This window comes from Paeniglutamicibacter selenitireducens (genome assembly GCF_051550675.1).
Taxonomy (GTDB): Bacteria; Actinomycetota; Actinomycetes; order Actinomycetales; family Micrococcaceae; genus Paeniglutamicibacter.
Window position 1 is genome coordinate 591,536 of record NZ_JBPULF010000002.1, and the last position, 12,233, is coordinate 603,768.

A 12,233-nucleotide genomic window follows, 5' to 3' on the forward strand; every position below is an offset into this window, starting at 1 on the left:
AAGGAGCATCCACCATGGGCTGGAGCAGGGACGAGATGGCCTCGATCGCGGCGGCGGAACTGAACGACGGGGACTATGTCAACCTCGGCATCGGCATCCCCACGCTTGTCGCCAACCACCTCCCGGAGGGCGTGCGCGTGGTGCTGCAGAGCGAAAACGGGTTGCTGGGCATGGGCCCGTTCCCCTACGAGGGAGAGGAGGATGCGGACCTGATCAACGCCGGCAAGCAGACCGTCACCATGCTGCCCGGGGCCAGCGTTTTCGATTCGGCAACCTCCTTCGGCATGATCCGCGGCGGCCACGTGAAGGTGGCCATCCTGGGCGCCATGCAGGTCTCCGGCGCCGGCGACCTGGCCAACTGGACGATCCCCGGCAAGATGGTCAAGGGCATGGGAGGGGCCATGGACCTGGTCGCTGGAACCCCGCACGTGATCGTGCTGACCGAGCACGTGGCCAAGGACGGCTCGCCGAAGATCCTGCGCGAATGCACCCTCCCGCTGACGGGCGTCAGGGTGGTCAACAAGATCATCAGCGACCTCGCGGTCTTCGACATCGTCGACGGCGAAGCAGGCCCGGGACTGGTCCTGGCGCAGATGGCACCCGGTGTCACCGTCGAGGAGCTGCGCGGGAAAACCGAGGCCGAGTTCGCAGTCCACGACGCGGCAACCAAACATTGATCTTCCCTGCAACCGTCAGGCAAAGTTTGGATGTTTCAAACATTAATGTTTGAAACATCCACGTGAACCTCGGGGAAACGAGGGGCGCCCAGGATTGTTCAACATTTTAAATGACAGTTGACTAGTGCGTATAGATTGACAGTGTGGCGCAGATCTAACTTTGAAGGTTGGCGTCCACATATTGAATGTTTAGACATTACTGCCTAAGCTGAGGACATGGCATGGACTCCCGAGAACCTTCAGCTCCTCCTGGCCCGACGTCGCTCGAACGCCGGGGACTTCACCGACACCGAAGTCCGAGGGGCCTCCAAGGGGTGCCCGGATCTCAAGGAGACGCTCAGCGCCTTCGGCAACATGCCCGGTGGCGGCACCGTCATCCTCGGCCTGGATGCCTCGAACGGGTACACCCCGACAGGCATCGAGGACCCTGCCGCACTCGAGACACTCGTCGCTTCGCAGGCACGCACCGCCGTGTCGCCCGAGGTCCAGGTTTCCTTCGAACGCGTGGTCCTCGACGGCGAAACAGTGGTCATGGCCAAGGTCGCAGGCCTTGCCCCTGAGGCACGCCCCTGCCGCACCGTGCAGGGCAACCTCGCCTACCTCCGCCAGCCCGACGGCCAGTACCGGATCTCGGATCAGGAGGTCCAGCAGCTCGTGGCCGCAGGCACCCGCCCCCGCCACGACACCCGCCCGGTCGACGAGACGTCGATCGCGGACCTGGACCCCGCGCTGCGCGAGAACTTCATTGCCGTGGCCCGGTCCACGTCCCGCCGCCTGAGCGAGGTGTCCGACGAGGAGGTGCTGCGCTTCAAGCGTGTGGTCGAACCGCAGGGCAACAGGTTGACGTTGGCCGGCCTCTACGCGCTGGGACGGTACCCGCAGCAGTTCGAACCGCACCTTTCCATCACCGCCGTTGCGGAGCCCGCCACGCGCGGCGAGGTCCGCAACCTCGCCCGCGTCGAGTTCGACGGCCCGCTGCCCGAGCTGCTGGACCGCGCCGTCGAGTGGGTCCAGCGCAACACCCGCACCGAGGTCCGCTTCGGTTCCAACGGGCACGGGCAGGACGAAACCGAAATGCCGATGGTCGCAGTGCGCGAGCTCCTCGCCAATGCCCTGGTCCACCGCGACCTGGGGCCACACACCACAGGCAAGAACGTCCAGATCCGGTTGACCGGCGACCAACTGGTGGTTTCCAGCCCCGGCGGCCTCTGGGGGCTGAGCCAAGACCAGCTGGGCTGGCCCGGCGCCAAGTCCTCGGTCAACGAGTTCCTCTACGAAATCTGCAAGCTCACGCGCACCGCATCCTCCCACCGCGTGGTCGAGGGTGAGGGCGGGGGCCTGCGCGAGGTCCGGCTGGCCCTCCGGGATGCCGGGCTGCGCCGCCCGGGGTTCAACGACAACGGAGTCAGGTTCACCGCGTCGATTCCGCGCGGCACACCGCTAACTTCTGCGGACCGCCAATGGCTGGGCGAACTGCGCACCGATTCGGAACTTTCCGAACTTCAGAAGCAGCTGCTGGTTTCGATGCACCATGGCCAGACGTGGACCGGCCAAATGGTCAACGACGAGTTCGGCCTCGTCGACCCCGCCGTGGCAGTGGCGGCGTTGCGGGGAATTGTCGCCGCCGGCCTGGCCGCGGCAACCGGCAAGGGCAACTCGTTTGCCATTGCGCCGACACTGGTTCCGGCAGGCGTTGCGGTTGCGGCAAGTCCTATCGATCGCTCCCCTACTACCGGTTTGTCCGTCGGCGAGCCGATTGAGCATGACACCTCTGTCTCGACTGCGGCACCCGCACTGCGCGCCCCCGAGCCGATGAAAACATCGAAGAATGCCGCGGCGATTCTGCGGGAACTTGGCTCGGTTCCCGTGGAGGTTGCAGACATTTCCGCGAAGACGGGACTGACCGCGAATCAGATCCGCTACGCGCTCTCCCCGCTGCTGACCTCGGGAGTCGTCGTCCGTGAGGGCGGACAGGGACATAAGGTGACCACTTACAGCCGGGCAGGTTCGTAGCCCGCAAGAAATTGCGAGGCTAGTCGGTCTCCCACCACACTAAGTCGCGTAATGATTTACGCTCTTGAGGCTCCGGGCTATGCAGTTCAGCGCTTCGTAGCGGTGATATGTGATCGTTTGGGTGTCACTCAATCGGTCTTTGAGTGGCGCGATTTGCGGTTTGTAATGGCAAGCTAGTCGAGAAAGTAGGAGCGAACCTTGTCCTTGGTGTCGAGTATCTCCTCGGTAGTCACACCCAGGTCTCGTGCAAGTTCAACCGAGCCAAGCAGCGCGACGTTCAGGTCGGGAGAGAACGCTCGTTCTAGCACTGTGAGGTAGCGAGACATACTCACGTCTAGCTTCTCGATGAGATCGTTGTACTTAGCGGCAAGCGCTTCATCGAGCACATGCTGATCCGCGAGGTAGCGATTGATCAGTTCCGCTTCCGTCGTAGAGAGGGAGGAAGCAACGGCCTGATACATGACGGCGCCAACCGTGTTACCAATAACAGCGCCGAGAACGGGCACCGGAATCAATGCTTGTCCGATGAAAGATGACAAAGCACCCACGGCGGCTTCCAAGCAAGCAATCTCGGCATTCTCAATGAATTCGAGCTCACCAATCTCGCCATTGCGGAACTTGTGTGCTTGTGCCGCGATACTGAATGCGGCGGTGACGATTGAACTTGCAACTGCCGCAGATGTAGCGGTGAAGTTCGTGAGCGAGTAAATGCTCAAGCCTCTGACCCCGCCTTTGGCGATCCCAATGCCGGTCTCCCCAAGGATCTCGGACCAGTCTTCGTCACTGAACTCTTTGAATCGCTTGCCTTCCCTGCGTTTGGCAGTTACCCCCAGAACAAAAGTGGTTCCACCTTCAATGACGGCGGCAACCACGGTGGCTTCTGCGCCTTCCTGGAATTTCGGGCGGCTCCTCTGGTAGGCCGTGTCGCGCACCGACTGATCGGTGGACCTAAGCGAGTCCTTCTCTGCCTCTAAGGTCAACTCATACAGGCCTTTCTGCACTTCGTGATACTCGAGTTTCGAGGGTTCGAGCGATTCCATTCCGATCGACCCCTCACTGAAGAACTTGTCGACGCGCTGCCAGTCTTTATACGACGCACTCTCCCCGCTTCGGGATAGCCGTATTCCGGCTTCCTCCGGAGACATGGAACGCAGCATTTGAATCGTCTCCAAATGGTCACGGGGAATCTGATACCTTCCGCCGTTCTCGACATAGTCGGGATACTTTCGAAGATGTTCTGCCACGGCGGCCAGCGAAAAGCGGCCCCCGGCAGCGACAAATTTCTGTTGGATGTCTATTCCGTTGCGCACCATGTCCACCGGTCCGTTGTCGTTCACCCATTCATAGACGGCTTCCTGACCAATAATCTGCTCTCTAGCGTTACCAATCCCGACTTCGGCGACCTCAGCGATGAAACCGTGCATTCCCTTTGAACCGCCACGATTTGTTGCGACGATTTCGAGGTCAATCTTCCGAAGGGCTTCATCGATACTGGTGATTGCATTCCGGAGGTTCACATCCTGACTCGAGAATGTGCTCAGGAGGGTATCAATCCGGAGTTGGTTGAGGTAGTTCACCCAGGAAGCAACTGCCTGCTCCTGATTCGACTTGACGAGTTTCTCCATGTCACTCACCTGCGGCGTCCTGCATGATGCGTTTGCGCAGCAACGCAGCACACGACTTCGTGTTGTTGACCAACGTTGCAAGTTTTGATTGATGAGAATCAGGTAGCGACGTGAAATCAGCGTTGAAGTACATGATGCACTCGCCATAGAGAGGCACCAGCGATTCACGAAGTGAGGTGGTTTCTTTTAAGAGAGTAGCAATCTGGGCATCCATGCGCTTAATGACAGCGGTGTTTTGTTTCACTGCAGTTAGCGCCTCCTCTTTTGCCTCTCTGTTCTCAAATTTCTTTTTGGTAAATAGCACGATTGACGTCAGCAGGGTTGCACCGGCGATCGTCCACCCGATGGGGCCAGCCAGCGCGAGCAATGCACTCCCAGCAGCGGTACCACCTCCGCCAGCGGCAAGTGCTCCGCCGCCGAGCCATGCCAGGGTGGCGTTGGTGGCCGCTGCTCCAGAAAGGGTAGAGATAGCAGTACCGGTGGAAGCGGTACCAAAGGTGGTCGCGACCCATATTGCTGCCGTCGGCGCCATGCTGGCAACAGCAGCACCTGTGGTGAAACCGACCCCAGCCCCCGCAGCAGATTGCCGTGCTGCCTCGAGGTCCTTCTGAGCGAACTCCTCAGATTGCAAAAATTCCTTCTTAAGCAAGGAAATTTCGCCGAAGTCGGTCTCGAAAGACTTTGGAGCGTTCGCAATACTGTTCACCAGCATTTCGACTAGTTCAATCAAATCTGTTGAACGATCTCGTTGGCGTAAGAGTGACACACCCTTATCGTTCATCTCTGTAAACACACCGTTGTATTCGGCTACAGCTTCATCGTAAAGATCAGGTGCTTTTACGGTAAGCTCCTCCATCTTCTTTTTGGCGCTGCTCGCCTGGCCAGCAACATGCGTCGACGCAGCTCGGGTGACCTTACGGATATTCTCGGTGACCCTGCCACGCCCTTCAGTAGTCTTACCGGTGCCCTCTTTGGCATTATCGCTATTGAGAGGTCCAACCATCGCGATCTCCAAACCTCGTGGGTTCAAGCCCAGCCATATTGAGGTTGGGCGCTGTCTGTGAAGAAACATTATCGGAGACCACAGTCATTCTGTTGGCGCCAGTGGCAGCCCGTTGAATCGGAATCTTTCAAGTCAAGCAGTACCTAGGTGAGCTAGGAAGCAGTTAAAGCTCAAGCTAACTGGTCGCCACTCCAGCATCACGATATCGACAGATATCTCCACCGCAAGAACCGTCCCCCGGCTCTCCAGCCAACGCAGGGTATTCCGGTCCTCGGGCCAGCCCACGCCCGGCCCGTAGTCAGTAGCGACCCCGTCCCGGTGGTCGGTGATCGCTTCCTGCAGGATGTGGACGAGACCCGGCCCGTCCATGTGGCCGTGGATCGGGCCGAGGCGGCCCTCGGGCTCGAGGGTCACCCTGCGCATCCGATGCTGGCTCCCCGCCATGCCCTGGGTCTCGGGGCCGAGGTCGACGGTAACCATGATCTCCACCGTGACGCCCTTCGTCTTAGGTACTGACTCTCCTTTGACCATCGCGCTCGCCAGTTTCGCGCTGCCGGCACTCACACGGCTGGCTTCGACCCGAGAGGAGTCCAAGTTTCAGGTGGCTGACCGATCCGATCGGGCACTGGCCTACAAAGGCCTGTTTCCGCCGACGATCAAGCAAGACATGCTGGATCGCAACGTCGGCGGCAAGGTCGCGGACCCGGGGTCAGCCGGAAGCTTGGCACTGTCTTCCGGTGTGCCGCATCTGCCGAATCCCGGGGCGCGGCTGTGGCCACCGACTCGCCGGTAGGAATTCGTTGCCCTAGATTAGGAGGCAAGACAGACCCGACAGCATGGAGAACCCCGCAGTGACGAACCAGACCATCGACCTCGAGCAGCTCCTCACCGATCCGGTCGTCACGGCCCTGGCCCGCGCCGAGGAAAACGCATGGTTCACCGCGTCCCCCACGGAAACGGCTGCCGGCATCGAGGCCTCGGGCATCGATCCCGCCATCGTCGCCGACGCACAGGCACGCTTCCGGCGCTTTGCGCCGTGGTTCGCCGAGCGTTTTGCGGACACCCGCGCCACGCACGGCATCCTCGAGTCCCCGCTGGTCGGCGTCCCGGACATGCAGGCGGAACTGGGCAGGCGCTTCGCTGCCCAGCTGCCGGGCAAGCTGTGGGTCAAGCGTGACGACTTGCTTCCGGTCAGCGGCTCGATCAAGGCCCGCGGTGGCATCCACGAGGTGCTGCAGGTCGCCGAGCGCCTGGCCGTCGAGGCCGGGCTCATGGCGCCCGAGGACGACGCGCGCGTGCTGATGACCCCCGCCGTGCAGGAGGTGCTCTCGAAGCACGGCATCGCCGTGGGCTCCACCGGCAACCTGGGGCTGTCGATCGGGATCGTCGCCTCCGAGCTCGGCTTCCGGACCACCGTGCACATGTCGCTCGACGCGCGCGCCTGGAAGAAGGACCTGCTGCGCTCCCGCGGCGTCGAGGTGGTGGAGCACGCCGGCAACTTCTCCGACGCTGTCGAGGCCGGGCGCCGCAGCGCGCAGGAGGACCCCAGTGTGTGGTTCGTCGACGACGAGGCGTCGCTCATGCTCTTCTCCGGCTACGCCGTGGCCGGCGCGCGGCTGGCCGGGCAGCTGAAGGCGATGGACGTCCTCGTCGATGCGGAGCACCCGCTCATCGTGCACCTGCCATGCGGCGTGGGCGGCGGCCCGGGCGGCGTGACGTTCGGGCTCAAACTGGCCTTCGGCGACGCCGTGCACTGCGTCTTCGCCGAGCCGACCCACTCCCCCTGCATGTCCCTGGGCGTGCGCACCGGCCTGCACGATGCGATAAGCGTGCAGGACATCGGGCTCGACGGGCTGACCGCCGCCGACGGCCTGGCCGTGGGACGCCCCTCGCGCCTGGTCGGCGAGCACCTGCAGCAGCTCATCGACGGCTTCGTGACGGTCACCGACGAGCGCATGAAGGCGTTCCAGGGCCTGCTGCACGAGACCGAGGGCATCGACATCGAACCCTCCGCGGCGGCGGGCTTCGCCGGCCCGTGGCGCATCCTCGGGGACCCGGCCTACCGCGCGGCGTTCGGGCTGGACGAGGACCGCCTGGCCCATGCGACGCATGTCGTCTGGGCGACCGGCGGGTCCATGGTCCCCGCCCAGGAGATGGCCGGCTACGTGGCCGAGGGCCGACGCCTGGCCGGCGAGGTCGACTGGGTTTAGCCCGACCAACCGGAACGCCGATGGCGGTGCCCCACACGTGGGGCACCGCCATCGGCGGCTTCGGGGGAAGGATCCCCGGTCGGCCATCGAACACGGTCGGTCCGGGAAGCCTGTCAGTTCGCGAAGGTGTCCATGAGCTTGCCCTTGGCGTTCCAGAGGCCCAGCGAATCGCCCCCGTTGTTCAGGATCCCGACGCTGCCGCCCAGGTAGTACGCCCCGGCGTGGTTGGTGCCCGGACCTGGGTAGATGCGCAGCTCGGCACCCGGCTTCAGCGTGTAGCCCTCCCCGATGCGCATCACGTTGTTCGCCGCGTCGCGCAGCAGGTACCCTCCGACGTCGATGGTGCGCTTGCCGGTGTTGGCGAGGATGACGTGTTCCCCGGTTTCCGGCTGCAGGTCGTCGCCCGGCACGTCGTTGACCGCTCCGGAGATGGCCACCCCCTCGTTGGACGGGAAGGGCTTGCGGCCCGTGAGGTGCCGGTCCATCTGCTGCGGGAAATCGCCGGTGATGCGCCCGGCGCCCAGGGCCAGCGACTCGTCGACGGCCCCGGTGGAGTTCACGGTGTAGACGCCCAGCTCCAGTCCCGCCTCCTTGACGCGGGCCGCACCCGCGGCATCCAGGCTCCTGTAGCTGGTGCCGAAGGAATCGGCGTAGCGTGCGTAGTCGGCCAGCACCGCGGCACCCGGCACGCTGCCGGTGAGCTGCTGCAGCGGCACCTCCGGCGCCAGCGCCGCGAACTTCTTGTTCGAGGCGACGTCGAAGCCGAGCACCTCGATCCGCCCGGCGCGGTTCAGCGCGCTCCACGCGGCGTCGTTGGCCAGGGCATCGGCGACGACCTTCTCCACGCCCGGGGACTTGGCCGGGGACTTGATCTCGATGAACACCCCCGTGGTGCCGGTCAGGGCCGCGGCGACCTCGTCGAAGTGCGGGATCTTCTCTCCTGCATACCCGGCGGAAAAGTAGGACCCAGCGTCGATGCGGCGCAGTTCCTTCCAGGTGAAGGACGTGATCGGGTCGTTCGCGCGCTCCGGGAACACCTCCTCGACGTTGGTGGTGCGTGCCGGGGTGTCGTCGTGGAAGATGAACGGGACTCCGTCGCGGCTGAGCTGCACGTCGATCTCGATGAAGTCGGCGCCGGAGCGGCTGCCGGCCTTGACGGCTGCCACGGTGTTTTCCGGGGCGACGCCCGCGGCACCGCGGTGCCCGACCAGGATCGGCGCGTCGTACTTCTTTGCCACGGCAGGGGCCGCCGGCGCGGCAACGGCCGGTGCCGCCAATCCGGCGAGCATGCAGGCGGTCAGCGTTCCCAGGGCGATGGTGCGAAGCTTCATGTGTGGCTGCTTTCGGTCTCGGGGGTGAACACACCGCACACGTTGCCGCGGCCAGGCGGCCTCCCGGGAAAGAGGACATGAACCGGGCCTTAAGATCTCCACCGCGGCCGAACCCGGCACGGTGGCAGGGTGCGCTCGAAGCCCGGGGAACCAGCGCCCGTGACACGAGGTGGCCCCGGAACCGGGACGGTTCCGGGGCCACGATTCCCGAGGGAGCTGGTTTCAGAAGCTGCCCAGGCCCTTGCCCAGCAGTTGGGTACCGAGCACCAGAAGCACAACCATCATGATGGTGGCGTTGTTCGCGGTCAGCCAGGTCCTGATGTTGTCCAGGAGACCTGCGGCTTTGGCCGGGGCCACGAGGTAGAGCAGCACCGGCAGCAGCACGCTGAGCGCGGCGATCGCGGTGAAGACAACGACTGCCGCCACGACCTGCCCGGCACCCAACGCGGCACGGCCGAAGGCCATGCCCGCCGCGGCAGCCACGAGCATGTTTTTCGGGTTGACCGCGGCGAGCAGGAAACCGAGGCCGAGCGCCGCCGGCGGCTTCATGGTGTCGATCGCCGCCATCCACTTGGGCAGCGAGGTTTCCTCGCCGGGCTTCGGGCGCGAGCGCCATTGCTTCAGCGACATCGCCAGCAACGCCACGCCGAACAGAAGCTGGATGGTCCCCGCGACAGGCTGCGGGCCGGTGCTGTCGCCGGGTTCCGGGATCACCCCTGCAAGAAGCGTAAAGATGCCCGTGGCCACGCAGATTCCCACCACCCACCCGAGCAGGAACCCGAGGCCCAGCGGCTTCGGACGCGGGGACATGAGCATCAGGATTGTCGCGATGATGGGCACCGGGCTGATGGCTATGGTGATGGCATAGGGCAGGGTTTCACCCAGGACGTGGATCATGTGTTTGTTCTCCGCTGGTGGAACGCGGGCTTCCCGGCCGGGAAGCCTGCAGGGGGGTGACGCTGAAATGCGTCGGGGTTCCGCAGGGGAACCCCGACGCAGCTGACCATGGCGTGGCTAGCAGGCAAGGTCCTTCTTGAGGTCCGCCTGCGCGGCCTCGACCTTGGCAATATCGTCGGACAGTGCTTCCTTGGCCTGTGGCACCGTCAGGTTCTTGTCGACGTCGGAGACGGCCTTGTCAAAGTCCTTCACTGCAGCGTCGACGGCTTCCTTCCGGTCGGCGCCGACCTTGTCCAACGACTTCTCCAGGTCCGTGTAGGCCGCCTTGACCTTGTCGCGGGCTGCCTGGATCTCGCCGATCGAGGATCCGCTGCTCAGCGTGGTCTTGACCTCGGCAACCGCGCCCACCAGCGCCGCATAGGAATCGCAGGCGGCCGAGGCGTTTTCCTGGGGAGAGGAGCTGCAGGCGGACAGTGGGAGGCCGAGGGCAGCTATCACCGCCATGGAGGTGAATAGTTTGGTGCTCTTGCGCATGTGGTGCTCCTAAGAATCTGTGGTTTCGTGCAGCGTGCAGGGCGGGCCTAGAGGCCCATGAGTTGCTTCTTGGCCTGGTCGAATTCCGCGTCGGTGAGCAGACCCTGCTGTTTGAGTTCCCCGAGCCGCTGCAGCTGTGACACCAGGTCCGTCGCCGGTGCCGCGGAGGGGGCCGGCGGGACGGGAGCCGCCGGCTGCTGAACGGCGGCAGGAGCCGCATACCCGGAGACTGCGGCGATGGCGGTTTCCTCGATGGCCTGGCGCTGCAGCATGGCTTCCTGCTGCGCCGCCTCGGCCTTGTTGACCTGGTGCCGCTGGACGGCCCCGCTGACTGCCGTGGCTGTTCCGGCAACGACTGCGGTGCGCGCAGCCATGCCAAGGAGTCCGGGCCGACCTGCTCGTCTGAGTAGAGGCATGGTGGTTTCTTCCTTTCCTAGGCTTCGAGAACTGCTTGTTCGGCGACGAGCTGGTTGACGGCTGCTGCGGGAATGCGTTCGGAGCGCACTACAGTGCCGCGGGCTGCGGCGAGGCGCCCGGCCAGTTCGGTCGCCCAGCACATTTCCAGGGCCACCAGTGCGACACCGAAACCCGGTGCTATCGAGGCCGCCGCCTCGGCCAGGTCGTCCTCGCCCAGCAGTCCCTGCACCTCGAGGGCCAGTGGCTCGACCCCGAGGCCGTCGTCATCCCCGACGACCTCGGTGTAGCTGACGGTGCCGTCCGCGGCACGCGCGGCGACGACCAGGTCCAGCAGGCGCACCGCTCCTGTTGCGGTTGCGGCGAGCACCGAATCCAGGACGGCGGCGTCGAGGCCGGCCCCCTCGAACTCGACAACGAAAATCTCCACCGGCCCGTATTCAAAACCTTCCATGGGTAACCCCGCTCCTTCCGGTCCTTGCCTCAACGGTTGTCTAGTTGGTGATCCCGGGGAACGACCAGCGTCCCTCACGTACTTCGGCCCGCGGGCGGTACAGGCGGACCAGGTAGTTCCAGCCCTCCATGATCGGCAGGGCATTGGGTTCGTCCGCGGAACCGCCGAAGTTGATGGTGATGGACCCGTCGGCGTTCGGCACCCCGGTGATGTTGTTGACGCTGTAGGCGGCCTCCGGGTTTTCCTCGAAGTAACCCTCGGCGTTGTAGAGCGACAACGACCAGAAACCGTCAACCGGCACCTCCTTGACGGTCAGCGAGTACCTGTCGGCCGGCAGATCCGGGGCAACGTTGATGTAGGAGGCCTCGGATTCCGGCAAACCGCCCCATCCCACGGCGGCGCCGATCAGGTGGCGCACCGGGTCTACCTCCTGCTTGGTGCCGAAGCAGCGCTCGAGCCCGCCCAGCCCCTTGGCCAGTTCGAGCAACGCGTTTCGCGTGGCGGTGACGGAAGCCTCGTCGTAAGGGGGAAGCCGGAACTGCCGGGTGCTTGTCGAGGAGATGCGCAGCGCATCCTGCAGCGCGTTGACCTCGGCCACGTCAGCCGGGTCTTCCGGGTCCACCAGGATCCGGGCGGCGACCATGGCAAAGCCGGTGCCGAATTCCTCGACGGTGAGTTTGTGGTCCCCGGGCGTGTGGAAGACCCGGTTGATGTAGTGGTCCTGGTTGACGACCATCACCGAAACGTAGCGGTCCCCCACCTCCGGGATGCCCAGCACCGCGCCCTCGCTGATGTCCACGACCGCGGCGCTGTAGAGCGTGTCCCGGTTCATGCGGATGATGGGCTGGTTGTCGATGGCCGTGGGGACCCTGCCGTGGCTCCACACCCCGGTGCCACCGACTTGCTGCGCAATGGCTGCGAACATGCGGTCGGATTCGGCGCGGACAAAATTGTCGGCATTTACATGTATTGCGGTCACTGCGGAACCAGCTTTCCCTAGTCACTCGGTTTCAGGATCAATCCTCTGCAGGTTCGACGGCTGGTGCATCATCCATGGTTGATGATTTAGCACCCA

Annotated in this window: 13 protein-coding genes; 4 read left to right on the top strand and 9 right to left on the bottom strand. The window is 64.0% G+C overall.

Going from position 1 to position 12,233, the window contains the following annotated elements; all coding sequences use genetic code 11:
• Positions 1-14: 14 nt before the first annotated feature.
• Both ACSYDW_RS06140 and ACSYDW_RS06145 read left to right on the top strand, forming a co-directional pair.
• Positions 15-677, top strand: coding sequence for a CoA transferase subunit B (locus ACSYDW_RS06140; RefSeq protein ID WP_438337826.1), 663 nt, complete (start codon positions 15-17; stop codon positions 675-677).
• A gap of 216 nt (positions 678-893) precedes the next feature.
• Positions 894-2,690 (top strand): ATP-binding protein, encoded by a 1,797-nt coding sequence (locus ACSYDW_RS06145; RefSeq protein WP_438337827.1) that lies wholly within the window; start codon positions 894-896, stop codon positions 2,688-2,690.
• A gap of 173 nt (positions 2,691-2,863) precedes the next feature.
• Here the strand turns inward: ACSYDW_RS06145 and ACSYDW_RS06150 are convergent, their stop codons facing one another.
• The 3 genes from ACSYDW_RS06150 to ACSYDW_RS06160 all read right to left on the bottom strand — a co-directional run bounded on the left by ACSYDW_RS06150 (position 2,864) and on the right by ACSYDW_RS06160 (position 5,798).
• Positions 2,864-4,315, bottom strand: a complete 1,452-nt coding sequence (locus ACSYDW_RS06150) for a hypothetical protein (protein ID WP_438337828.1) — start codon at positions 4,313-4,315, stop codon at positions 2,864-2,866.
• Between the two features lies 1 nt (position 4,316).
• A complete protein-coding gene (locus ACSYDW_RS06155) occupies positions 4,317-5,318 on the bottom strand; it encodes a hypothetical protein (RefSeq protein WP_438337829.1) in 1,002 nt (333 codons plus the stop codon).
• A gap of 132 nt (positions 5,319-5,450) precedes the next feature.
• Positions 5,451-5,798: a cupin gene (locus tag ACSYDW_RS06160; protein WP_438337953.1), complete on the bottom strand. Its 348-nt coding sequence runs from the start codon at positions 5,796-5,798 to the stop codon at positions 5,451-5,453.
• On the opposite strand from ACSYDW_RS06160, the gene ACSYDW_RS06165 reads away from it, so the two are divergent.
• Together ACSYDW_RS06165 and dsdA are read left to right on the top strand one after the other, a co-directional pair.
• Complete coding sequence (locus tag ACSYDW_RS06165; RefSeq protein WP_438337830.1) at positions 5,797-6,111, top strand: hypothetical protein; 315 nt, start codon at positions 5,797-5,799, stop codon at positions 6,109-6,111. The genes ACSYDW_RS06160 and ACSYDW_RS06165 overlap by 2 nt on opposite strands.
• Positions 6,112-6,154: 43 nt before the next feature.
• Positions 6,155-7,528, top strand: a complete 1,374-nt coding sequence (dsdA, locus tag ACSYDW_RS06170; protein WP_438337831.1) for a D-serine ammonia-lyase — start codon at positions 6,155-6,157, stop codon at positions 7,526-7,528.
• A gap of 113 nt (positions 7,529-7,641) precedes the next feature.
• Here the strand turns inward: dsdA and ACSYDW_RS06175 are convergent, their stop codons facing one another.
• From ACSYDW_RS06175 to ACSYDW_RS06200, 6 genes are all read right to left on the bottom strand, one after another.
• Positions 7,642-8,859 carry a glycerophosphodiester phosphodiesterase family protein gene (locus tag ACSYDW_RS06175; protein ID WP_438337832.1) on the bottom strand — a complete coding sequence of 406 codons (1,218 nt, stop codon included), beginning with the start codon at positions 8,857-8,859 and terminating at the stop codon, positions 7,642-7,644.
• 222 nt (positions 8,860-9,081) lie between these two features.
• Positions 9,082-9,756, bottom strand: a complete 675-nt coding sequence (locus ACSYDW_RS06180; RefSeq protein WP_438337833.1) for a GAP family protein — start codon at positions 9,754-9,756, stop codon at positions 9,082-9,084.
• Positions 9,757-9,873: 117 nt separating this feature from the next.
• Positions 9,874-10,290 carry a hypothetical protein gene (locus ACSYDW_RS06185; RefSeq protein WP_438337834.1) on the bottom strand — a complete coding sequence of 139 codons (417 nt, stop codon included), beginning with the start codon at positions 10,288-10,290 and terminating at the stop codon, positions 9,874-9,876.
• A 47-nt stretch (positions 10,291-10,337) separates the two neighbouring features.
• A complete protein-coding gene (locus tag ACSYDW_RS06190; protein WP_438337835.1) occupies positions 10,338-10,706 on the bottom strand; it encodes an SHOCT domain-containing protein in 369 nt (122 codons plus the stop codon).
• A gap of 17 nt (positions 10,707-10,723) precedes the next feature.
• A complete protein-coding gene (locus tag ACSYDW_RS06195) occupies positions 10,724-11,158 on the bottom strand; it encodes a DUF6325 family protein (RefSeq protein ID WP_438337836.1) in 435 nt (144 codons plus the stop codon).
• A 40-nt stretch (positions 11,159-11,198) separates the two neighbouring features.
• Entirely contained in the window at positions 11,199-12,083 is an 885-nt protein-coding gene (locus ACSYDW_RS06200) for a DUF1214 domain-containing protein (RefSeq protein WP_438337837.1), read from the bottom strand.
• Positions 12,084-12,233: the final 150 nt, after the last annotated feature.

Coding starts and splice junctions, on each gene's coding strand:
- ACSYDW_RS06140 (WP_438337826.1), top strand. CDS start 15: ATGGGCTGGAGCAGGGACGAGATGGCCTCGATCGCGGCGGCGGAACTG.
- ACSYDW_RS06155 (WP_438337829.1), bottom strand. CDS start 5,318: ATGGTTGGACCTCTCAATAGCGATAATGCCAAAGAGGGCACCGGTAAG.
- ACSYDW_RS06150 (WP_438337828.1), bottom strand. CDS start 4,315: ATGGAGAAACTCGTCAAGTCGAATCAGGAGCAGGCAGTTGCTTCCTGG.
- ACSYDW_RS06200 (WP_438337837.1), bottom strand. CDS start 12,083: ATGTTCGCAGCCATTGCGCAGCAAGTCGGTGGCACCGGGGTGTGGAGC.
- ACSYDW_RS06185 (WP_438337834.1), bottom strand. CDS start 10,290: ATGCGCAAGAGCACCAAACTATTCACCTCCATGGCGGTGATAGCTGCC.
- ACSYDW_RS06145 (WP_438337827.1), top strand. CDS start 894: ATGGCATGGACTCCCGAGAACCTTCAGCTCCTCCTGGCCCGACGTCGC.
- ACSYDW_RS06195 (WP_438337836.1), bottom strand. CDS start 11,158: ATGGAAGGTTTTGAATACGGGCCGGTGGAGATTTTCGTTGTCGAGTTC.
- ACSYDW_RS06160 (WP_438337953.1), bottom strand. CDS start 5,798: ATGGTTACCGTCGACCTCGGCCCCGAGACCCAGGGCATGGCGGGGAGC.
- ACSYDW_RS06165 (WP_438337830.1), top strand. CDS start 5,797: ATGATCTCCACCGTGACGCCCTTCGTCTTAGGTACTGACTCTCCTTTG.
- ACSYDW_RS06175 (WP_438337832.1), bottom strand. CDS start 8,859: ATGAAGCTTCGCACCATCGCCCTGGGAACGCTGACCGCCTGCATGCTC.
- dsdA (WP_438337831.1), top strand. CDS start 6,155: ATGGAGAACCCCGCAGTGACGAACCAGACCATCGACCTCGAGCAGCTC.
- ACSYDW_RS06180 (WP_438337833.1), bottom strand. CDS start 9,756: ATGATCCACGTCCTGGGTGAAACCCTGCCCTATGCCATCACCATAGCC.
- ACSYDW_RS06190 (WP_438337835.1), bottom strand. CDS start 10,706: ATGCCTCTACTCAGACGAGCAGGTCGGCCCGGACTCCTTGGCATGGCT.